The sequence below is a fragment of the Streptomyces sp. CG 926 genome, from assembly GCF_003148825.1.
GTDB lineage: Bacteria > Actinomycetota > Actinomycetes > Streptomycetales > Streptomycetaceae > Streptomyces.
The window spans coordinates 1-20,988 of sequence record NZ_QGGZ01000005.1; the positions used below are offsets into that span (position 1 = coordinate 1).

At 70.8% G+C, this 20,988-nt stretch carries 22 protein-coding genes and 1 rRNA gene; 13 read left to right on the top strand and 10 right to left on the bottom strand.

What is annotated here, in order from left to right; genetic code table 11:
- The 3 genes from rrf to BCL76_RS14605 all read left to right on the top strand — a co-directional run.
- Positions 1 to 93: ribosomal RNA gene (gene rrf / locus BCL76_RS14595) — 5S ribosomal RNA — on the top strand; the annotation flags it as partial.
- Positions 94 to 225: 132 nt separating this feature from the next.
- Complete coding sequence (locus BCL76_RS14600) at positions 226 to 807, top strand: GNAT family N-acetyltransferase (RefSeq protein WP_109779956.1); 582 nt, start codon at positions 226 to 228, stop codon at positions 805 to 807.
- On the top strand, positions 804 to 1,238 hold the full coding sequence (locus BCL76_RS14605; protein WP_109779957.1) for a hypothetical protein: 435 nt from the start codon (positions 804 to 806) through the stop codon (positions 1,236 to 1,238). Before BCL76_RS14600 ends, BCL76_RS14605 begins: the two co-directional genes overlap by 4 nt.
- Here BCL76_RS14605 and BCL76_RS14610 read toward each other — a convergent pair.
- The 6 genes from BCL76_RS14610 to BCL76_RS14635 form a co-directional block, all read right to left on the bottom strand.
- Positions 1,235 to 2,938, bottom strand: a complete 1,704-nt coding sequence (locus BCL76_RS14610) for a type VI secretion protein (protein ID WP_109779958.1) — start codon at positions 2,936 to 2,938, stop codon at positions 1,235 to 1,237. The two genes, BCL76_RS14605 and BCL76_RS14610, sit on opposite strands and share 4 nt — an antisense overlap.
- A gap of 2 nt (positions 2,939 to 2,940) precedes the next feature.
- A complete protein-coding gene (locus BCL76_RS14615; protein ID WP_030733206.1) occupies positions 2,941 to 4,356 on the bottom strand; it encodes an ATP-binding protein in 1,416 nt (471 codons plus the stop codon).
- Positions 4,357 to 4,375: 19 nt separating this feature from the next.
- Complete coding sequence (locus BCL76_RS14620; RefSeq protein ID WP_030768218.1) at positions 4,376 to 5,938, bottom strand: SCO6880 family protein; 1,563 nt, start codon at positions 5,936 to 5,938, stop codon at positions 4,376 to 4,378.
- Positions 5,935 to 7,248 carry a hypothetical protein gene (locus BCL76_RS14625; protein ID WP_109779959.1) on the bottom strand — a complete coding sequence of 438 codons (1,314 nt, stop codon included), beginning with the start codon at positions 7,246 to 7,248 and terminating at the stop codon, positions 5,935 to 5,937. Before BCL76_RS14625 ends, BCL76_RS14620 begins: the two co-directional genes overlap by 4 nt.
- The gene (locus BCL76_RS14630; protein WP_109779960.1) at positions 7,238 to 8,074 is read right to left on the bottom strand and encodes a hypothetical protein; all 837 of its coding nucleotides are present in this window, start codon (positions 8,072 to 8,074) and stop codon (positions 7,238 to 7,240) included. Before BCL76_RS14630 ends, BCL76_RS14625 begins: the two co-directional genes overlap by 11 nt.
- Positions 8,075 to 8,176: 102 nt before the next feature.
- On the bottom strand, positions 8,177 to 8,485 hold the full coding sequence (locus tag BCL76_RS14635) for a hypothetical protein (RefSeq protein ID WP_008742356.1): 309 nt from the start codon (positions 8,483 to 8,485) through the stop codon (positions 8,177 to 8,179).
- A 399-nt stretch (positions 8,486 to 8,884) separates the two neighbouring features.
- On the opposite strand from BCL76_RS14635, the gene BCL76_RS14645 reads away from it, so the two are divergent.
- Positions 8,885 to 10,039 carry an alpha/beta fold hydrolase gene (locus tag BCL76_RS14645; RefSeq protein ID WP_309136836.1) on the top strand — a complete coding sequence of 385 codons (1,155 nt, stop codon included), beginning with the start codon at positions 8,885 to 8,887 and terminating at the stop codon, positions 10,037 to 10,039.
- Positions 10,040 to 10,253: 214 nt separating this feature from the next.
- On the opposite strand, the gene BCL76_RS14650 is transcribed toward BCL76_RS14645, so the two are convergent.
- A complete protein-coding gene (locus BCL76_RS14650) occupies positions 10,254 to 11,099 on the bottom strand; it encodes a pentapeptide repeat-containing protein (RefSeq protein WP_109779961.1) in 846 nt (281 codons plus the stop codon).
- A gap of 77 nt (positions 11,100 to 11,176) precedes the next feature.
- On the opposite strand from BCL76_RS14650, the gene BCL76_RS14655 reads away from it, so the two are divergent.
- The 5 genes from BCL76_RS14655 (at position 11,177) to BCL76_RS14675 (ending at position 16,429) form a co-directional block, all read left to right on the top strand.
- Positions 11,177 to 11,785, top strand: coding sequence for a LysE family translocator (locus BCL76_RS14655; protein ID WP_030728571.1), 609 nt, complete (start codon positions 11,177 to 11,179; stop codon positions 11,783 to 11,785).
- 51 nt (positions 11,786 to 11,836) lie between these two features.
- Positions 11,837 to 12,640 carry a thioesterase family protein gene (locus BCL76_RS14660; protein WP_109779962.1) on the top strand — a complete coding sequence of 268 codons (804 nt, stop codon included), beginning with the start codon at positions 11,837 to 11,839 and terminating at the stop codon, positions 12,638 to 12,640.
- An 80-nt stretch (positions 12,641 to 12,720) separates the two neighbouring features.
- A complete protein-coding gene (locus tag BCL76_RS14665) occupies positions 12,721 to 14,433 on the top strand; it encodes a serine/threonine-protein kinase (protein ID WP_109779963.1) in 1,713 nt (570 codons plus the stop codon).
- Between the two features lie 58 nt (positions 14,434 to 14,491).
- On the top strand, positions 14,492 to 15,511 hold the full coding sequence (locus tag BCL76_RS14670) for a C40 family peptidase (protein WP_181382553.1): 1,020 nt from the start codon (positions 14,492 to 14,494) through the stop codon (positions 15,509 to 15,511).
- A 201-nt stretch (positions 15,512 to 15,712) separates the two neighbouring features.
- Complete coding sequence (locus tag BCL76_RS14675) at positions 15,713 to 16,429, top strand: phosphatase PAP2 family protein (protein WP_109779964.1); 717 nt, start codon at positions 15,713 to 15,715, stop codon at positions 16,427 to 16,429.
- 208 nt (positions 16,430 to 16,637) lie between these two features.
- Here BCL76_RS14675 and BCL76_RS14680 read toward each other — a convergent pair whose 3' ends face one another.
- Positions 16,638 to 16,850: a hypothetical protein gene (locus BCL76_RS14680; RefSeq protein ID WP_109779965.1), complete on the bottom strand. Its 213-nt coding sequence runs from the start codon at positions 16,848 to 16,850 to the stop codon at positions 16,638 to 16,640.
- An 83-nt stretch (positions 16,851 to 16,933) separates the two neighbouring features.
- Complete coding sequence (locus BCL76_RS14685; RefSeq protein WP_109779966.1) at positions 16,934 to 17,149, bottom strand: hypothetical protein; 216 nt, start codon at positions 17,147 to 17,149, stop codon at positions 16,934 to 16,936.
- A 132-nt stretch (positions 17,150 to 17,281) separates the two neighbouring features.
- Here BCL76_RS14685 and BCL76_RS14690 point away from each other — a divergent pair, with 132 nt between their 5' ends.
- Both BCL76_RS14690 and BCL76_RS14695 read left to right on the top strand, forming a co-directional pair.
- Complete coding sequence (locus tag BCL76_RS14690) at positions 17,282 to 18,115, top strand: hypothetical protein (protein ID WP_030768184.1); 834 nt, start codon at positions 17,282 to 17,284, stop codon at positions 18,113 to 18,115.
- Between the two features lie 159 nt (positions 18,116 to 18,274).
- Positions 18,275 to 18,460: a hypothetical protein gene (locus tag BCL76_RS14695; protein ID WP_037883851.1), complete on the top strand. Its 186-nt coding sequence runs from the start codon at positions 18,275 to 18,277 to the stop codon at positions 18,458 to 18,460.
- Positions 18,461 to 18,667: 207 nt separating this feature from the next.
- On the opposite strand, the gene BCL76_RS14700 is transcribed toward BCL76_RS14695, so the two are convergent.
- Positions 18,668 to 18,982, bottom strand: a complete 315-nt coding sequence (locus BCL76_RS14700) for a metal-sensitive transcriptional regulator (protein WP_030009310.1) — start codon at positions 18,980 to 18,982, stop codon at positions 18,668 to 18,670.
- 206 nt (positions 18,983 to 19,188) lie between these two features.
- Here BCL76_RS14700 and BCL76_RS14705 point away from each other — a divergent pair, with 206 nt between their 5' ends.
- Complete coding sequence (locus BCL76_RS14705; protein ID WP_008742369.1) at positions 19,189 to 19,809, top strand: DUF47 domain-containing protein; 621 nt, start codon at positions 19,189 to 19,191, stop codon at positions 19,807 to 19,809.
- Between the two features lie 5 nt (positions 19,810 to 19,814).
- Positions 19,815 to 20,816 carry an inorganic phosphate transporter gene (locus BCL76_RS14710; RefSeq protein ID WP_109779967.1) on the top strand — a complete coding sequence of 334 codons (1,002 nt, stop codon included), beginning with the start codon at positions 19,815 to 19,817 and terminating at the stop codon, positions 20,814 to 20,816.
- Positions 20,817 to 20,988: the final 172 nt, after the last annotated feature.

Here is a 20,988-nt window from a genome sequence, read left to right on the forward strand (position 1 = left end):
CGCCCGGTTTACATTCCGAACCCGGAAGCTAAGCCTTTCAGCGCCGATGGTACTGCAGGGGGGACCCTGTGGGAGAGTAGGACGCCGCCGAACAATCATTGTGGGAAAGCCCCGCACCAACCCTTCACGGGTTCGGTGCGGGGCTTTTCTGCGTTCACGGGCCGGAATCGAGGGCGTCGGAAAACGCAGGTGAGCCGGCAATGGTCCGTGGTTAGGATCCCGGACATGAGCGATGACAGCGATGACTATGTGATCAGGGCCGTACGGGGCGACGAGTGGAAGCAGGTCAAGGAGCTGCGGCTGGTGGCGCTCCGGGATCCGGCTGCGGCCGTGGCCTTCCTGGAGACCGAGGAAGGCGCCCTGGCCCAGGGCGACGAGTTCTGGCAGCAGCGTGCCGCGGGGGCGGCCGAGGGGCGGGGCGCTCGGCAGTTCATCGCCGAGGCCGGCGACGGGCGGTGGGTCGGGTCGGTGACCGTGCTCATCGAGGCGCAGGGCGGTACCGACTACTTCGGTGAGGCCATCGAGCAGCAGCAGGGCCACCTGGTCGGGGTGTTCGTACGGCCCGAGCAGCGGGGAAGCGGGCTCGTGGAGAGGCTGTTCGACGCCGCGCTGGAATGGGCCTGGTCGCTGGAGGAGCCGGCGACCGAGCGGGTGCGGTTGTTCGTGCACGAGGACAACCCGCGGGCGGAGAGCTTCTATCGGCGGTACGGGTTCAAGGCCAGTGGTCTGCTGATACCGCTGGAGACGGGCGCCAAGGAGCGGGAGTACGTCTACACGCGGCCGACCCAGTCGGGCGCCGCGATGTGAGGACGGAAGAGGACGCTCCGGTCGAGGAGCGGTTCCTGTCGGTCGAGTGCCATGCCGATGGGACCGCTCTGACGGCTTTCGGCCAGGGGCTTCCACGGCTTGCGGCGAACGAGGCGGCCGTGTTCCTCGGGTACAACTACGCCGATGTCCCGGTGGGAAGGCGGTACACGCACTGCTTCCGGCGTGCGGACGCGGAGGTCGCCGAGCAGGTGACCACCACCGTCGTCGCTGTCACCCAGCAGTTCGGACACGCCTGGGACTACATCCCTCACGGGTGGAAGACGCTGGCCGTGCTGCGGTTCGAGCCCGGGATCCCGGCGATGGTCCGGGATCTTCCGCACAGCGGGCTCTGGTTCGACCATCGCGCTTGCGTGTACATCGCGGACGCGCAGACGTGGGGAGCCCATGTCGCCGGCGGGTCGGCGTACTAGGGGAGGGCGGCTTCCGGCCAGCGGGAGCGGGCCTGTTCGCGGCTGCGGCACAGGGCGAGCAGGGGGAGCGTTCCCTCGGTCAGGAGTTCCGGGAGCTGGGGGATCGGGGCCACGGCGGCCACGTCGTCCAGCACCAGGGAGAGTGGTGGGTCGAGCCGACCGTGGGATGACCGTGCGGCCATGCGGCGGCCGTGCTCGACCACGTGAGAGGCGAGTGCGGTGAGCAAGGGCATCGCACCCGGGTGGGTGCGGGGATCCTCCAGAGCTTCACCCACCAGGTAGAGGGTGCCCCCTTCGGCGACGAATGATGCCAGGGCGAGGGCATCGGCCCGGTTCGGGTTGCAGGCCTCGCGGATGTGGATCGAGGTCAGGCAGGACAGGGCACGGGCCGTCAGGTTCTGGGCGAGCTCGCGGCGTTCGGGGTGGGCGGTGAGGGCGCTCTCCAGCTCGCCGGCCGCGCCGGGGGCGGCCTGGGGGTGGGTACGCAGGACGCGGACCGGGTCCTGGGCGCTGTTGCCCTGTGCCCAGCGGTGGAGCAGCTTGAACGGGCGGTTGTCCAGGGCGGCGGCCTGGAGCCAGCTGCGCAGGAGGGTTTCCGCGGTGTCGGCCATTGCCGCGTCCATGCGGGCCTGTGGGCGTACGGGGGCCAGCAGGGCGATGGCTCGGGCGGCGGCGGTATCGCGGTCGGCGCAGCCATCGGCGGGGTTCCAGTGCATGCGGGCCGGGGTGTCGCACAGGTGGGAGGGGTCGTAGAGGAGGACCGGGCCGAGTTTGGCGCGGGCGTCCTTGGTCTCGGCCCACAGGGTGGGGGACGAGGTCACGACGAGGGCGGCGCCTTCGATCTCGCGGATGCGGTGGGTGGCGGCGCGGAGGCGGGTGTTGGGGCCGGTGTAGGTGAGGCCGTCGGCGGTGGCGCCTTGCTGGGAGTTGGCTGCCGTCGCTGCCGTCGCTGCCGTCGCTGCCGCCGCTGCCGCCGCTGGTTGGGGGGCGTAGCCGAAGCCGTAGCGGTAGGCCTCGTCGGCGGGTGCGGCGCCGTGGCCGGGGGCGCTGCCCCCGGACCCCCGCGCCTCAAACGCCGGCGAGGCTGAAAGATCGGGGCTCCGCCCCGCGCCCCGCGCCTCAAACGCCGGCGAGGCTGGAGGGGACGGCAGGGCTGGAGGGGACGGCAGGGCTGGAGGGGACGGCGAGGCTGAAGGGGATGGCGAGGCTGGAGGGGGCGGTGAGGTTGGGAGGGGTGACTGAGCGGGAATGGGTGACGAGGACGGCTGGGGCGAGGGGGTCGGCTGTGTCGCGGAGGGTTGGGGGGCCGGTTCGGGGACGGTGGCTTGTTCGGCCAGGGCGCGGCGGGACTTGGTGCGGGCCACCACGCCGATCACGAAGACCGTGAGGACGAAGAGGATCAGCAGCTGGCTGACGAACAGGCCCCAGAAGAGGCCCCAGCCCGACAGGGCCGCCGGGTCGGTGTCCGGCCAGGCGGCGGGGATGTCGTGCGGTTGCGCTATCAGGGCGCGGACGGCTTCGGGGGTGCGGGTGAAGGTGATCGTGTCGGGCCAGGAGCCTTTGGCGAAGACGGCCGCGAGGCCGGTGGCCGACCAGACGAGGACGGCGAGGCCGAGGAGGAAGGCCAGGAGGCCGACCAGCAGGCCGTCCGGGACGCCGCCGCTGCGCGCGGGGGGCTCCGTACGTCGTGCGTCGTGCATGGTCAGGCCACCGTGGTCGCGGAACCGGGGCCGCCGCGGCGGCGTTCGATGGACAGGGCCCGTTCCTCCGCCTCCAGTTCGGCGGCGAGCATGTCGGCGGGGAGGCGGGTGGGGGTGGAGGACTCGGTCATGGCGCGGTCGGTGAAGACGAGGGGGCGTTCGGCTTCGGTGATCAGGTGTTTGACCACCTGGACGTTGCCGTTGACGTCCCAGACCGCGATGCCCGGGGTGAGGGTCGGGATGATTTCGACGGCCCAGCGGGGCAGGCCCAGGACCCGGCCCGTGGCTCTGGCTTCGTCCGCCTTCTGGGCGTAGATCGTTCGGGTCGAGGCCATCTTGAGGATGGCCGCGGCCTCGCGTGCGGCCGCGCCGTCGACGACGTCCGAGAGGTGGTGGACGACGGCGACGAAGGACAGGCCCAGGCGCCGGCCGAACTTCAGCAGGCGCTGGAACAGCTGGGCCACGAAGGGGCTGTTGATGATGTGCCAGGCCTCCTCGACGAGGAAGATGCGCTTCTTCCGGTCGGGGCGGATCCAGGTGTGCTCCAGCCAGACGCCGACGATCGCCATGAGGATCGGCATCGCGATGGAGTTGCGGTCGATGTGGGAGAGGTCGAAGACGATCAGCGGGGCGTCGAGGTCGATGCCGACGGTGGTGGGGCCGTCGAACATGCCGCGCAGGTCACCGTCGACGAGGCGGTCGATGACGAGCGCGACGTCGAGGCCCCAGGCCCGGACATCGTCTATGTCGACGTTCATCGCGAGGGCGGATTCGGGCTCGGGGTGGCGCAGTTGTTCCACGATGTCGGTGAGCACGGGCTGGCGCGTGGTGATGGTTTCCACGACGTAGGCGTGCGCGACCTTGAGGGCGAAGCCGGAGCGTTCGTCCAGGCCGTGGCCCATGGCCACCTCGATGATGGTCCGGAGCAGCGCGAGCTGACCGGTCGCGGTGATGGCCGGGTCGAGGGGGTTGAGGCGGATCCCGTCGTCGTTGGCGGCGATGGGGTCCAGGCGGATGGGGGTTATCCCCAGCTGCTGGGCGATCAGGTTCCACTCGCCGACGCCGTCCTCGCCCTGGGCGTCGAGGACGACGACCTGGCGGTCCTTGAAGCGGAGCTGGCGTAGGACGTAGGTCTTCTCCAGGGCGGACTTGCCGTTTCCGGATTCGCCGAGGACCAGCCAGTGGGGGGCCGGGAGCTGTTGTCCGTAGAGCTGGAAGGGGTCGTAGATGTAGCCCTTGCCGCTGTAGACCTCGCGGCCGATGATGACGCCGGAGTCGCCGAGTCCGGGGGCGGCGGTGGGCAGGTAGACGGCTTGCGCCTGCCCGGTGGAGGTGCGGACGGGCAGGCGCGTGGTTTCGACTTTGCCGAAGAGGAAGCTGGTGAAGGCGTCCGTCAGGGCGGACATGGGATCTCGCATGGGCGGCACTTCCCTCCAGCTAGCGTCGGATGCCGGTGGCGAACGGCAAGGTGTTGACGAAGGCGCGGTGGTGCTCGCGGTCGCACCATTCCAGCTTCAGGTAGGACTTGCCGGCGGAGGCGCGGATCGTCCGCTTGTCGCGGGCGAGGGCCTCCGGCGAACGCGAGGACACCGTGATGTACCCGACGAGGTTGACTCCTGCCGCACCGCTGGCGAGATCTTCACCTCTTTGGTCGAGTCGGCCGTGGGCGGCGATGTCGCGGGGGTCGACGGTGCGGTTCATCTTGGCGGCGCGGGAGGCGTCGGCCTCGTCGTTGGTCTTCTCGGTGAGCATGCGCTCGATGGCGATCTCGGTGGGCTCCAGGTCCATGGTGACGGCGACGGTACGGATCACGTCGGGGGTGTGGACGAGGAGCGGGGCGAGGAAGTTGACGCCCACGGGCGTCATCGGCCATTCCTTGACCCAGGCGGTGGCGTGGCACCAGGGGGCGCGGGTGGAGGATTCGCGGGTCTTGGCCTGGAGGAAGGTGGGCTCCACGGCGTCGAGCTCGGCGGGCCAGGCGTTGCGCTTGGTCATGGCCTGGATGTGGTCGATGGGGTGGTCCGGGTCGTACATGGAGTGCACGAGGGAGGAGAGGCGGCCCTGGCCGAGGGGTTGGCGGACGCGGATGTCGGCCTCGGCGAGGCGGGCGCAGATGTCGGTGAGTTCGCGGGCCATGACGATGGCGAGGCCGGCGTCGCGGTCGAGCTTGCGGCCCTTGTGGGGGGTGCCGGCGCGGGCGATGGCGTTGGCCTCGGCGGCGAGGTCGCGCGTGTAGTGCATGCAGGCGACGAGGTACGCGCGGTGCTGCTCGGAGGAGGTGGACACCATCGACTGGAGCTGGTCGTAGGAGTCGCGGAGCCAGCCGGGGGCCTGGGTGTCGCCGCGTTGGGCGACGTCCTTGGCGTGTGCGTCGGGGTCGGCGGGGAGGGTGCGGGCGAGCATCTGGAGGCGGGTGACGAAGCCGTCGCCGTTGGCCACGTGCTTGAGGAGGGTGCCGAAGCGGTCGACGAGGGCCTCTTGGTCCTCGCTGTCGCGTAGGCCGACGCCGGGGCCCTCGATCTCGATGGCGGCGGTGACGGTGCGGCGGTCGGCGTGCAGGAGGACGGCGATCTCGTCGGGGCCGAAGGGGGCGGCGAGCCAGTTGATGCGGCCGATGCCGGGGGGCGGGCCGACCTCGACCTCGCGGCCGTCGGCGCCGCGGATGCCGGCTTCCATGGCGCCCGAGCGGTAGGTCGTACCGCGGCGCAGGGTGCGCTTGTAGCTGCGGCTGATCTCGAACCAGCGGTAGAAGGTGCGGCCCTTGTACGGGACGTACACGGCGGCGAGCGCGATCATGGGGAAGCCCGCGAGGCTGACGATGCGCAGGGTGAGGTCGGGGACGAGCAGTCCGCTCATCATGCCGAAGAACGCCCCGGCGATGATCAGGGCGATCTCGCCGGTCTCGCGGTTCTTGCCGACGATCGCGTTCGGCCGGGCGCGGCCGATGAGATACGTGCGGCGGGGCGCGACCGGGTGCAGCTGGTGGGACTGGGTCGTCAACGCCCGTCACCTCCTGTGTTCCTCGTGCTCGAGCTCGTGCGGGGCGGGGGTGCGGCGGAGGGGACAGATCCGCCGCCGGCGCCGCCGCCGGAGGTGGGTCGGCTGCTGTGGGCGGCCACGCCTCCGGAGATGGGGTTGGCGGGGCGGGGCGCGTTGTTGCCGCCGCTGCCGCCGTCGCCGCGGTGGGCGCCGCGGCTGCTGTGGGTTTTGATGCCCTGCGAGACGAGGGAGGCCGGGGAGCTGATGACGGCGGCCGCCTGGGCGCCGTCGGTGGCCTTGCTGCGGTTGGAGTGGGCGGAGGCGATCTCGTCGCCGAAGCCGGGGACGAAGCGGTAGATCATCGCGGAGGCGAAGATCGCCAGGAGGATGATGGCGAGGCCGGTGACGACGGCGGAGAAGGCGTTGGGGCCCTTTTCTCCGGTCAGGGCGCCGGCGAGGCCGAGGACGATGACGATGACCGGCTTCACGAGGATGACGGCGATCATGATGCCGGCCCAGCGGCGGACGTGGCCCCAGAGGTTGCGGTCGACGAGCCCGGAGTAGACGACGACGCCGAGGAGGGCGCCGACGTAGAGGAGGGCGGCCCGGATGAACAGCTCCAGGTAGAGCACGCCGGCGGCGAGGACGGTGACGAGCGCGACGACGATCAGCATGATCGGGCCGCCGCCGATGTCGTCGCCCTTCTTGAGGGCTTCGGAGAAGGAGCCGAAGAAGACGTCGGTCTGGCCGCCGGTGGCGGAGGCGATGACCTCGGTGACGCCGTCGGTGGCGGAGACGACGGTGTAGAGGACGAGGGGGGTGAAGGCGGAGGCGAGGACGGTGAGCCAGAGGAAGCCGATGGCTTCGGACATGGCGGTGGTGAGGGGGACGCCGCGGACGGCTCGCTTGGCTACGGCGAAGAGCCAGAGGACGAGGGTGAGGATGGTGGAGGCGGCGAAGACGACGGAGTACTGCTTGAGGAAGGCGGGGTTGGTGAAGTCGACCTCGGCCGAGCCCTTTACCGCTTCGCTGAGCTTGCTGACGATCCAGGAGGCGGCGTCGGCGCAGCCGCGGGCGAGGGAGGCGAGGGGGTTGAGGGCGTCGGCCGGGTCGGTGGGGGCGAGACCGGGTGCCCCGCCGGTGGCTCCGCCGTTGCCGCGCTCGCAGTATTCCTTGGCCGGGCCCCGGATCAGGTCGCACGGGTTGTTCGAGGCCGAGGGAGTCGGTGTTGGCGTGGGCGCGGCCACTGCTCGCGTGGCCATGAGGACAATGGTCGCCTGGACGGCGGCGAGGACGGCCGCGAAGGACAGGCTGCGACGGCTAGCGTGCATAGGTGAGTCCCCCGAACTGCGATACAGCAGCGGCCATCTCCTCGGCGGTGGCGGCGCGCTGGTCCTGGCCCACGGGAGCTGGACCGTCCTTCTGCGAGAAGTCGGCGATGCGCCAGTCGCCGTTGATCCAGCGCAGCTCAAAGGTGTTCGTGTACCAGCTCTCGGTGACCGGGTTCTTCGAGCCCTCGCCTGCGAGGCCGAAGAGGGTCGAGTGCCAGACCGAGACGGATGCGGCGTCCGCGCTGTACTTCTCGACTTTGGTCCCCACCGGATTGGTCCGGGAGATGAAGGTCAGCCCCTTCGGGGACTTCCCGGCGGCGTCGAGGCCGATGCGTGCCAGGAACTCGGCGTCGGTGTAGACACGGTCCAGGTCGGACTGTCGCGCAGCGGCGACGTCCGGAACGTACACGGCCTGGACGATGGCTCCTCTTCGAGCTGTGCTGAACATGCCGTCGGAGCCGAGTGCCACCGCGAAGTTGGCGGCCGCCGATTGGGCGCCCTGTTCGTCGTGGGCGTAGCCCTTGGGGATGCCTGCGGTTTTGTCCGTCACCGGGTTCGTGCCCGTGGCTGCCGTGGAGGAGTCCGTCGGGGGTTTGTCCGAGGCGGGGTCCGACGGGGTGTCCGGGGCCGAGTTGGCGAAGGCGATGGCGGCGATCAGGAGGACCACTACGCCGACCACGGTGATGAGGCTGCGGGAGGCGCGGGGGGTGCGGCGGGTGGGGCCGTACGGGTCGGCCGGGGAGTCCGGGAGGCGGGTGCGGGTCTGGCCGGTGCCGCCGACCTCGCCGTAGCCGCCGGCGCCGCCGTACTGGTCGTCGTTGCTCATTCCGTGTCCGCCCCCTCCGCGTCGTACGACGGTAGCGCTGGTTCCCGCGTGGATGTGGTGTCGTGATGCGTCATCAGCTACGGGGCCCGGCGCGTGACCCGGCTAGACGGCCATCCCGTAGACGATCGTGAACAGCGTCCCGAGGGAGCCGATGATGAAGACTCCGGTCAGGCCGGCCACGATCAGGCCCTTGCCCTGTTCGGCGCTGAAGGTGTCGCGCAGGGCGGTCGCGCCGATGCGCTGTTTGGCCGCCCCCCAGATGGCGATGCCCAGGCAGAGCAGGATCGCGACGGCCATGACCACCTCGATCATGACCTTCGCTTCGTTGCCGAGACTGCCGAAAGGCCCCCAGTTCGGGGCGATTCCGCCGATGATGGTGGTGATGTCGCCCTTTTCGGCTGCCAGGATCATGTAACTCACCGCCCCTGTATGGGTAGTTCCGGAAGGCCCTTGCCCTACGGCAGGGGTTACGCACTATCTTCGCTGATGAAACCGCCGCCGTCGTCGACTTGACGGCTCTCTTTACCCGATCTCGCGGCCCGCGCTTCGCTTCCGCGCTCTGACCTGGGCAGGGGCGGGGTGTGTGGGCGAGAACATGTGGTCACTCTGTGTATCACGAGGGGTGACGTCGGACGCTGTTTTGTCGACTCGGCGTTCGGGGGGTGGGGTGAGGGGCCGCCGTTCGGAGCAGTGGTTGGCGTGTCGTTGGGCCGACCCGCCGACATGCGTCGGATGGTCCTTCCGTCGTTTCATCGGCGCGCGGGGGTGTGGCGGGCCGGGTTGTCAGTGGGGTGCGGCAGGCTGGGGAGCATGACGACTCCATGGACTCTCGCGGACCTCGAGGCGGCCATCCGGGCGGGATGGTCGGCCGAGACCTGTGAGCCCTCCGACATCACGAAGATCCCTTGGACTCCGGAGAACCCGGGCTGGGGGCACTGTGACATCACGGCTCTCGTGGTGCAGGACCTCGTGGGTGGGGACCTGGTGCTGGGCGAGGTGTTCCATGACGGCCGGCAGGAGGGTTACCACTGGTGGAACCTGCTGTCCGAGGGTGTCCTCATCGATCTGACGCGGGAACAGTTCCGGCGGGGGGAGACGGTCACGCCGGGGCGGATCGTGAAGCGGCCGCCGGGGCGGTTGCGCAGGCGGTGGGAGGAGTACCAGCTGCTGCGGCAGCGGGTCATCGACAAGCTGGGGCCGTTGCCGGGCGTGATGGTGACCCAGGACGGGCGGCGGCTCGCCTATACGGACTTCGGCGGGCCGGGGGCGCCGCTGCTGGCGCTGCACGGGCACTTCGAGGCGGGGGCGAGCGCCTTCGAGCGGCTGGCCCAGGAGGTGGGTCCGGCGTGGCGGGTGATCGCCCTGGACCAGCGGGGGCACGGGAGGTCCGACCGGGCGGCGGAGTACTCGCGGGACGGGTACGTGGCGGACGCCGCCGCGCTGCTGGAGCAGCTGGGGCTGGGGCCGGCGGTGGTACTGGGGCACTCGCTGGGCGGCGTCAACGCGTACCAGCTCGCGGCGCGGCGGCCGGATCTGGTGCGGGCGGTGGTCGTCGAGGACATCGGGGCGGTGGTCGACGGTGATCTGTCGTTCGTGCGGGAGTGGCCGAGGCGGGCGGGGTCCCGGGCCGGGTTCCTGGCGGGGGTGGGGAGCTCGGCGCCGTTCCTGGAGCGGTCGCTGCAGGAGTACCCGGACGGGTGGGGGACCGTGTTCGAGGTGGAGGACATGGTGGAGTCCCAGCGGGGGCTGAACGGGGACCACTGGGGGGACTGGCTGGGGGTGGGGAAGCCGACGCTGCTGGTGCGGGGGGATCGGAGCGGGGTGTTGTCGGCGGAGCACGCGCGGGAGATGACGGTGCGGAGGGCGGGGGTGCGGTTGGTGGAGTTGCCGGCGGGGCATTCGGTGCGGGTGGGGGACCCGGAGGGGTTCTTCGCTGCCGTGCGGGGGTTTTTGGCGCGGGTGTGAGGTGTGGGCGTGCCGGGGCCGGGCGGGTGCGGCGCCGTTGCTGGGGCTCCGCCCCAGACCCCGCGCCTCAAACGCCGGCGGGGCTGGAAGTGCGCGGGGCTGGAAGTGTGCGGGGCCGGAAGAGTGCCTCGAGTGCCGGCGGGGCTGGGAGTGTGCGGGGTTGGAAGGGCGCCTTGAGCGTCGGTATGGCCGGGCGTTCGGCTGGGGCGGTGGGTCAGGTCCAGTGGGTGGGGCGGGTGAGGGTCGGGGGGATTCGGGTGGTCGGGTCGCCTTGGGCCGCGTTCAGTTGGGGCTGGGTGAGGAAGACGGCTTCGCGTAGGTCCGCGCCGCGCAGGTCTGTGTCGCGGAGGTCCGCGCCGATCAGGTCGGCCGTGCGGAGGTCGGCGCGGGTGAGGTCGGCGGCGATCAGGTAGGCGCCGCGGAGGTTCGCGCCGCGGAGGTCGGCTCCGGAGAGGCGGGCGCCCATCAGGTCGGCGCCGCGGTGGTTCTTCTTGCGGCCCGGCACCTTCGCCCGTACGAGTTCGCTGGTCTTCAGGAGCAGGGTGTTGATCCGTTGCCGGAGTTCGCCGACGTCGAGGTCGGTGGTCAGGGCCTGGGCGTCGGCCCGGGTCCATTCCTCGGTCTCCGCGAGGGCTCGGCGCAGGTCCGCGTGGATCGGGGTGGCGGCCGGGAGGGTCAGGGCCTCGCTGACGTAGAAGAGCAGCTCGTGCAGGTGCCGCAGTACCGGGAAGACCTCGAACATCTGGCGGGCGGTGCCGGGGTGGGTGCGCCAGTCGCGGCCGCCGAAGGTGACCTGGGAGACCTGCTGGCCCGCGCCGAAGCAGTCGAAGACGGTGCAGCCCTGGAAGCCCTTGTCGCGCAGCCGGGTGTGGATGCCGCAGCGGAAGTCCTGCTGGAGGTTGCCGCAGGGGGTGCCGGCGGGCTTGTTCACCGCGAAGTCGTTGGACTTGGCGAAGGGGAGGGCCACGCAGCAGAGCGCGAAGCAGTTCGCGCAGTCGGCCTGCAGGACCGGCAGGGGGGCGGGGGCGGGGGTGGCGGGGCTACTGGGCACGTCGTCCATTGTCGCTCGTCGGGTGCGTGGACCTGGGCTGTCCGGAATTGCTTGATCCACGGGGCGGTGGCGGTGAGCATCGCCGTATGACAGAAGTGATCGCAGTCGCCGTCATCACCCTCCTCGCCGTGATCAGTCCCGGCGCCGATTTCGCCATGGTGGTCCGTAACAGCTATCTCTACGGGCGGCCCACCGGGCTGTTCGCCGCCGCCGGGGTCGCGGCCGGTGTGCTGGTCCACGTCTCCTACACGATGCTCGGGGTCGGTCTGCTGATCGCCTCCTCCACCGCGCTGTTCACCGCGATCAAGCTGGCGGGTGCGGCCTATCTGGTGTGGATCGGGATACGTACCTTCCGGGCGCGGGCCGAGTTGACCGTGGACCTGGAGTCGAAGCCGCAGCTGACCCGGCTGGGGGCGATGCGGTCGGGCTTCCTGACCAATGTGCTCAATCCGAAGACGACGCTGTTCGTGGTGTCGACCTTCACGCAGGTGGTGAATCCGCAGACGCCCGTGTGGCAGCAGGTGGGCTACGGGTTGTTCATGTCGGCGGCGCATCTGGGCTGGTTCGGGGCGGTGGCGCTGTTCTTCTCCGTGTCGCGGCTGCGTGATCGGATGCTGAAGGCGCAGAAGGCGCTGAACCGGGCCATCGGGTCGGTGCTGGTGGGGCTGGGGGTGGGTCTGGGGTTCGCCCGCTGAGCCGGTTCCGGGGGCTGGTGGCCCGGGTTACCTGTCGGTAGCGTGGCCGGTATGGGTGCTGCGGAGGGGTACGAGGGATTCTTCGAGCGGGTCGACGCCGGGCGGTTCCTGGCCACCGAGTACACGCGGGGGCCGTGGGATCCGGGGGCGCAGCACGCCGGGCCGCCGGCCGCGCTGCTCGGGCGGGCCGTCGAGGAGCGGCCGGGTGCGCGTACGGACATGCGGATCGCCCGGATCACGTACGAGATCCTGCGCCCGGTGCCGATCGGCGAGCTGGAGATCACCACCGGTGTGCTGCGGGCCGGGCGTGGGACCGAGGTGGTCGAGGCGGCCCTCGCGCCGGCGGGCGGCGTCCCCGTGATGCTGGCGCGGGCCCTGCGGATCCGGGTCGCGGACGAGGCCGTACCGGCCGTGGTCCCGGGGCCGCAGCTGCCGCCGCCCGGCGAGGTGGAGGTGACGCCGTTCTTCCCGGTGCCGTGGGAGACCGGTTACCACTCGGCCATGGAGACCCGGTTCACCGAGGGAGCCTTCGTCGAGCTGGGTCCTGGCACCTGCTGGATGCGGATGAAGGTGCCCCTCGTCGCCGGGGAGGAGCCCCGGCCGCTGGACCGGGTGCTGATCGCCGCCGATTCGGGGAACGGGATCAGTTCGGTGATGGACTTCGGGCGGTACGTGTTCGTCAACGGTGACCTGACCGTGCACCTGCACCGCCATCCGGTGGGCGAGTGGGCGTGCGTGGAGGCCCGTACGAGTGTGGACGCGGCCGGGATCGGCCTCGCGGACGCGCGGTTGCACGACGAGAAGGGGCCCATCGGGCGCAGCGCGCAGAGTTTGTTCGTGGCTCCGCGGCCGTAGCCGGATCTCGGCCGCTTTCCAACCGCTCTCCGGTCAACCCGCCTTCGTCCGGCGGAAGTCGGTGTGGCAGGCTCGGGGCGGTGGAGGCCCTGAGAGACGTCGACCCCGCGCAGATCGGGGCGCATGCGCTGTTGGCCCGGCTCGGCGCCGGCGGGATGGGGCAGGTGTATCTGGCGCGGTCGCCGGGTGGGCGGCTCGTCGCGGTGAAGGTGATCCGGGACGAGATCACCGGGCATCCGGAGGCGTTGGCCCGGTTCCGGCGTGAGGCCGAGACCGTGCGCGCGGTGCGGTCGGCGTACACGGCGAACCTGATCGACGCCTCGCTGGCAGGGGCGCCGTACTGGCTGGCGACCGAGTACGTGGCGGGCCCGACGCTCGGTCGTGCCGTCGCGGAGCGGGGCGGCCTGCCCGCGGACACCTGTCGGCGGCTGTTCGCGGCGCTGGCGGAGGGGCTCGCGAGCGTGCACGCGTACGGGGTGACGCACCGGGACCTCAAGCCGCAGAACGTCGTGCTGGGTGCGCAGGGGCCGCAGCTCATCGACTTCGGCATCGCGCGGGGTGTGGGCGAGACGGCTCTCACCCAGGACGGGCAGGCCCCGGGGACGCCGGGGTACACCGCGCCCGAGGTGCTGCTGGGTGCGGAGGCCGGGGCCGCGGCGGACGTGTTCGCGCTGGGTGCGACCCTCGCGTACGCGGCGACCGGGCGGCCGCCGTTCGGTACGGGTGCGGCGACGACGGTGAGCTATCGGTCGGTGCACGAGCCGGTCGACGTGGCCGGGGTGGAGCCGGGGCTGGCGGGCCTGATCGAGGCGTGCGTGGCGAAGGACCCGGCGGTGCGGCCCGGTCCGGGTGAGGTCATCGCCCGGTGCGGGGTGCGGGACGCGTTGATCGACGATCCGGTGTACCTCGGGCTCGGTGCGCTGGGTGAGGCGATACCGGTGCACGAGATGCGGACGCAGGGGCCGGGGTTGGTGCACGGCTACACCCCGACCCAGGGCGTGGCCGGCGCCGCGGTCACGGCCCCGCCGGGGCGCGGGCGGATGCGTGGTAGGGGGATGTGGGTGGCCGCCGGGGTCGTGTCGGCCGTGGTGGTCGGGGCCTTGGTGGTGTGGAAGTTGCCGCCGGGGGGCTTGGGGGGCTCGGGAGGTCCGGGGGGTGGGGACGATCGGGCCGGCGGGCGGGAAACGGGCCGGAGCCCCGCCGCGCAGGCACCCGCCGGGCAGACGCCCGCCGGGCAGGTTCCCGCCGTACCGACGCCTGCGGTGAAGTCCCCGGCCGGTCCGCCCACGTACATCAGGCAGACCGAGCCCAACCTGGACGACTACAACCCCGTCCACCGCACCTGTGCCCGGACCGGTGGTGGGGACGGCCTGCTGGATTTCCAGACCTCGATGCCCAGGACCCTGGACGACCCACAGCTGAAGTCGGGGAAGGTGACGATCTCGTTCCGGGTCAAGAACGCGCTCCCCGACGCGTCCCCGTACTACGTGGCCGTCGTCGTGAAGCCGCAGCACGAGGTCGACGAGAACGGCCGGTCCACCGCGGTGACCGACAATCGCCAGCTCGGGTTCGTTGCCAAGGCCCAGGACCTGTACGAAGGTGACGAGGTGGAGTGGAAGTCCGTCACGTACCCGGACGACTTCTCCATGGAGCTGAACGGAAAGACCGTCAAGGCGCCTTTGCTGGCGCAGGATCCCGGCGGGTGGACGGTGGTGTTCCGGCACGCCGTCTCGGATACGGAACACACGACGTTGGTCTGCGACGGCTTCGACAGCGGGCCGCAAAAGGGATAAATCCGACACGTCATGGTGAATCCCGGTGAAAGACCGGCCGATGGGGGAGGGTTGACGGGTGCGCAGATTCTGGGTGATCGGCGGGATCAGCTTCGGAGCGTGTCTGTGCTTCGTGGCTCTCCTCGTGGTCGGCACGTACTCCGCCGCCGCGGGCATCGCGACCGCCGGTGGTCGGCAGGTCGGGCTGGCGAAGGGCGCCGTACCCGGGAAGTACCAGGCCCTGGTGCAGAAGTGGGGCGTTCTGTGCCCGACGCTGAGTCCGGCCGTCCTCGCCGCCCAGCTGTACTCGGAGAGCGGCTGGAACCCGAACATCGTCAGCCCCGCCGATGCGCGGGGCATCGCCCAGTTCATCCCCGGGACCTGGGCCACGCACGGGATCGACGGGGACGGCGACGGCGACCGTGACATCTGGGACCCGAACGACGCCATTCCCTCGGCCGCTTCGTACGACTGCGAACTCGCGCGCTATGTGAGCAAGGTGCCCGGAGACCCCGTCGCGAACATGCTGGCCGCCTACAACGCCGGCCCCGGCGCGGTGACGCAGCACCAGGGTGTGCCCCCGTTCCGCGAGACGCAGGGGTACGTGAAGGCCATCACCACGCTGGCCAAGAGCTTCGAACGGCCCGTCGGCCGGGTGGCGCCCTCGCAACAGGCCGCCGGGGCGATCTACTTCGCGCAGAAGCAGCTCGGCACGCCGTACCTGTGGGGCGGCAACGGGACGCCCGATCAGGACGGGCGGTTCGACTGTTCCGGGTTGACCAAGGCCGCGTACGAGACCGTGGGGATCGAGCTGCCGCGGGTGGCGAACGACCAGTACAACGCCGGTCCGCATCCTTCGCGGGATCAACTCCTGCCCGGTGACCTCGTCTTCTTCTCCGATGATCTGACGAACTCTCGGGAGATCCGGCACGTCGGGCTGTACGTGGGAGGCGGGTACATGATCAACGCCCCCTACACCGGCGCCGTGATCCGGTTCGACAAGATCGACACCCCCGACTACTTCGGTGCGACGCGCGTGACCAAGGACGGCGCGGAGGCGCTTCCGGAGCGCACCGCCGCCGGTCGCGCGGCTTCGTAACTCACCGTAAGGCAAAGGCCCTGAGCTGCGACGATGAGTCACTCTTCGATAACGTTGGAGTGATCATTGCGTGGAGAATGGAACGTAGGAGCCAGAACGGGCGTTCCATGGGCGCGGGGGTTGGTCAAGTGGGGGTGGAGGGGCGCACACATGGGTGCGTTCCACAGGGGAACCACGGCAAGGGCAAGGGGCCGCGTCACCATGGCTGGACTCACAACAGGTGGGCCGAACGTGGATGTCAGCCTGCTGTACGAGGTCAACGGAGCGGCCCGGCATGCTCCGGCGTGGCTGGACCGGGTCGTGAGCCTGGTCGGGGAGTACGGGATCCTGCTGGCCCTGGTGCTCCTGGTCCTGTGGTGCTGGCGTGGTGCCCGCCGGCAGGACGAAGCCACCGCCGTCGAGTCCGTCGCCGCGCTCGTCTGGGCCCCGCTGGCCGCCGGGCTGGCGCTGCTCGTGAATGTGCCGCTGCGTGAATTCGTCGGGCGGCAGCGGCCGTTCCGCCAGCACGAGGGCCTGCAGGTGCTCGATCCCGCCTTCGGCTGGGGGCTCGGGCGCACCGAGTTCTCCTTCGTCAGCGGCCACACCACCCTCGCGATGGCCCTGGGCGTGGGCCTGTTCGTGGCGAACCGGAAGTTCGGCCTCCTGGGGATCGGGCTGGCCTTCGCCGAGGGCCTGTGCCGCGTCTACATGGGCATCCACTACCCGACCGACGTCATCGGCGGCCTCGCGCTGGGCACCGCCGTGGTGCTCGTGCTCGCGCCGCTCGCGATGGCGGCGCTGACCCCGCTGGTGCGGGCGGTGGCCCGCTCCCGGCGCGGTGGCCGGCTCGTACGGGCCAAGCACCTCGCGCTGCCCCGGCCGGTCGGCCTCCCGCAGGCGCAGACCCCGCCCACGCACGAGAGCGACCTCGCGGCCTGACGCCGTTCGCGGCGGTACGGGGCCACGGTCGGGATCGGGGTCGGGTCGGGTCGGGATCGGATTCGCGGTCGGGATCGGGTCGATCGGGTCCACCGGGTCGATCAGGTCTGCGCGTACGCGTTCCATACGGCGAGCAGCGCGGCCGCCAGCAGGCACAGCACCGCGGCCCCGAAGCACACCCGCACCGCCTTCGGTCGGGAGCGCCGCATCAGGGATCGCCGCCGTCGGAGTCGCGGCGGTACCGGGAACGCAGCCACCAGCCGGTCGCCGCGGCCGCGGCCGAGGTGAGCCCGATGGCCAGGGCCACGTCGGCGGGGCTGTCCGCCGAGCCCACGGGTCGGGCCCAGGCCGCGGCGGCCGGGGCGGACACGATGAGCAGGGCCCAGAGAAGGGTCGCGAGGCGGGCTGCGGAACCTGGCATGAGTCAAGGGCATCCGCTGCGGCGCGCCCCGGCCAGCCGGGCCGTCCGAACGGGCGAGCCCGGCCCGATCCGCAAGACACGCCCTAAGGGCTCGGGTGCCGGGCGGCGTCCTTGCGGGCCAGGTCGCGGGAGCGGCGGGCGGGGCCGTTCCAGCCGCACGTGCAGACGGCCAGGCAGAACGATCCGCGATCTGCGGTGGATGTGGTGTGGCCGGTCGGCGGCTCCGGCTGCGCGTGCGGTCTCGGGAGCGGCAGGGAGTCGAGCGGAGGGACCAGGGTCGCGTCGGTGTGCGGTTCCACAGGTCCACGGTACCGGGGCGGGCGGCGCGCGGGGGAGGGTGCGCCCCCGTGACGGGAAACCGCGGACCTCGTTAAACGGAGCGGGTGGGGGCCTCGGGCAAGCAGCGGTCATGCGTTGGGGGTTGGCAGGCGATGGTGGATCACCAGCACAGGCGGCCACGCGGGCGTGCGGGTGAGGCGGTTCTCGCCGCCGGCGTCACCCTGGCGGTCTCGACGATGACCGGGTGCGCGGGCGACGCGAGCGACGGCCGGCCTCCGGCGGACGCGGCGGCGGTGGTCCGCGGGGCCGCCGACGCACTGGCGAGGACCGGCAGCGCCCGGGCCCGTACGGCCATGGAGATGGCGACGGGCGGCACCCGGGTCACGATCCGCGGTGAGGGCGGTGTCGACTTCAAGAAGCGGATGGGCCAGCTCCTGGTGATGCTCCCGGCCGATGTGAAGGGCAAGGCCGAGCACCGGCCCATCACCGAGCTGCTCGTGCCGGGCGCGCTCTACATGAAGAACCGGGGCGCGGGCGTCCCGGACGACAAGTGGGTCCGGGTCGACACGACGACCCTGAACGACGGGAACCTGGTCACGGGCGGGGCCACCGACCCGCTGGTCGCGGCCGAGCTGTTGCGGGGCGCGCAGGAGGTGACGTACGTGGGGGAGACCGAGGTGGCGGGCACCAAGGTGCGGCACTACCGGGGGACCACGGACATCGGGCGGGCGGCGGGGAGCGCGTCGCCGGAGGTACGGGGGGCACTGGAGGCGGCGGCGAAAGGGTTCAGCACGGACACGGTGCCGTTCGACGCCTACCTCGACGAGGAGGGGCGCCTGCGGAAGGTCAGGCACCGTTTCACGTACGTCAACAATGGCGTGATCGATGTGTCCTCGACCACGCTGCTGTACGGGTTCGGGACGCCGGTGACCGTCGTATTGCCCGCAAGTGGGGACATTTACGCCGGGAAGATCTCCGATCAGTGAGTCGGAGGGGGAGCGGACGGCGCGATCGGGCCACGGCCGGGTATCCGGAAATGGTCCATCCGTGTCATGCGGGGGACGGCACGGCCTCCCTACGCTGAGAAGCCGGGCGCCGGCGCGTGGTGCGGTGCGGTATGACCGATGACCGATGACCGATGACCGATGACGGCCGGTGGCCGGTGGCAGATTGAGGTGACACGCGTGACTCCCGCAGGCGGTACGACGGTGCAGGACCACGTTGCTCTCGCCGAGATCGAGCTGTGTGGTGAGCTGATCATCGCCGCGTCGGCGGCCGCGGAGGAGCGGCTGAGCCTGGACCGTATCGACGAGGTCCTGCTCGGGCACTGACCGGTCGCCTTCAGGCCGGGTCGCCTCCGGCCGGGTCGCCTCCCGCGGGGTCGTGGATGGTGTGTGCGCGGGTCCCGCTGTCGGCTGCCGCGCCGCTGCTGGGGCTCCGCCCCAGACCCCGCGCCTCAAACGCCGGCGGGGCTGGGATTCGCGGGGCGCGGAGGGTGCGCGTCAGGCGCCGGCGGGGCTGGGATTCGCCGGGGCGGGTCAGGTGCGGAGGAGGCGGGCGATGGCTTTGGTGGCTTCTTCGACCTTGGCGTCGATCTCGGTGCCGCCCTTGACCGCCGCGTCCGCGACGCAGTGCCGCAGGTGCTCCTCCAGCAGCTGGAGCGCGAAGGACTGCAGTGCCTTCGTGCTCGCCGAGACCTGGGTGAGTATGTCGATGCAGTAGACGTCCTCGTCGACGAGCCGCTGGAGGCCGCGGATCTGGCCCTCGATCCGGCGCAGCCGCTTGAGGTGCTCGTCCTTCTGGTGGTGGTAGCCGTGGACGGCTCCGGAGCCCTCCGCCTCGATGGTCGTCATACGTCCTCCCGTGGTCCGGAACGAGGGGTGCATGCGGGAACGCATACCCCTCATGGGTATAGGATACTGGGCCGCGCCGCCCGGGGCAGGGGTCCGTGGTTCTCACTCTGCCCGATGGAGGACACTGGGGAACGGCCGGTTAGCCGTGGCCGGGGGATGCGCCTAGCATCAGCCTGACCGAATCCAATGCACCCCGAGGACCTCACGTGCGATTTCGTCTGACCCCCAGGGAGACGAGCTTCTACGACATGTTCGCCGCATCCGCGGACAACATCGTCACGGGCTCCAAGCTCCTGATGGAACTGCTCGGAGCGGACTCCTCCGCCCGGGCCGAGATCGCGGAGCGGATGCGGGCAGCGGAGCACGCGGGGGACGACGCCACGCACGCGATCTTCCACCAGCTGAACTCCTCCTTCATCACGCCGTTCGACCGCGAGGACATCTACAACCTGGCCTCGTCGCTCGACGACATCATGGACTTCATGGAGGAGGCCGTCGATCTCGTCGTCCTCTACAACGTGGAGGAGCTCCCCAAGGGTGTCGAGCAGCAGATCGAGGTGCTGGCGCGCGCGGCCGAGCTGACCGCCGAGGCCATGCCGCACCTGCGGACGATGGACAACCTGACCGAGTACTGGATCGAGGTCAACCGCCTCGAGAACCAGGCCGACCAGATCCACCGCAAGCTGCTCGCCCAGCTCTTCAACGGCAAGTACGACGCCATCGAGGTGCTGAAGCTCAAGCAGATCGTCGACGTGCTCGAAGAGGCGGCCGACGCGTTCGAGCACGTTGCGAACACGGTGGAGACCATCGCGGTCAAGGAGTCCTGAACCTCGTGGACACCTTCGCTCTGGTCGTGACCATCGGTGTCGCGCTCGGCTTTACCTATACGAACGGTTTTCACGACTCCGCGAACGCGATCGCGACGTCCGTCTCCACGCGGGCGCTGACCCCGCGCGCGGCGTTGGCGATGGCGGCCGTGATGAACCTCGCCGGCGCCTTCCTCGGCAGCGGTGTGGCCAAGACGGTCAGCCAGGGTCTGATCGAGACGCCCACGGGCGCCACGGGCATGTGGATCCTCTTCGCGGCGCTGGTCGGCGCGATCGTCTGGAACCTGATCACCTGGTACTTCGGTCTGCCCTCGTCCTCCTCGCACGCGCTGTTCGGCGGCATGGTGGGTGCGGCGCTGGCCGGCGGTACCGAGGTGATCTGGTCGGGCGTCCTCGACAAGGTCGTCATCCCGATGTTCGTCTCGCCGGTCGTCGGTCTGGTCGTCGGTTACCTGGTGATGGTGGCCATCCTGTGGATGTTCCGCCGGTCCAACCCGCACAAGGCCAAGCACGGCTTCCGTATCGCGCAGACGGTGTCGGCGGCGGCGATGGCGCTCGGCCACGGCCTCCAGGACGCCCAGAAGACGATGGGTATCGTCGTGATGGCCCTGGTCATCGCGGATGTGCAGACCGCCGACGAGGCGATCCCGGTCTGGGTCAAGGTCGTGTGCGCGGTGATGCTGTCGCTGGGTACGTACGCGGGCGGCTGGCGCATCATGCGTACGCTCGGCCGCAAGATCATCGAGCTGGACCCGCCGCAGGGCTTCGCGGCCGAGACCACCGGTGCGTCCATCATGTTCGGCTCGGCGTTCCTCTTCCACGCGCCGATCTCCACCACCCACGTGATCACCTCGGCGATCATGGGTGTGGGTGCGACCAAGCGCGTGAACGCGGTCCGCTGGGGCGTCGCCAAGAACATCGTGCTGGGCTGGTTCATCACGATGCCGGCCGCGGCCTTGGTCGCCGCGCTGAGTTTCTGGGTCGTGGATCTCGCGTTCGTCGGCTAGTGCCGGGCCGCGGCCCTTCTCGCCGCGCTGAGCTTCTGGGTCGTGGACCTCGCGTTCGTGTAGGGCGCGGGAACGAAAGCGGGCCGGCTCCCCCCACCCAGGGGGAGCCGGCCCTTTTCTTTCTTTCGCCTTGCGGTGGCACCGCCATGCAGCACCGCAGGACGTGCGGTCC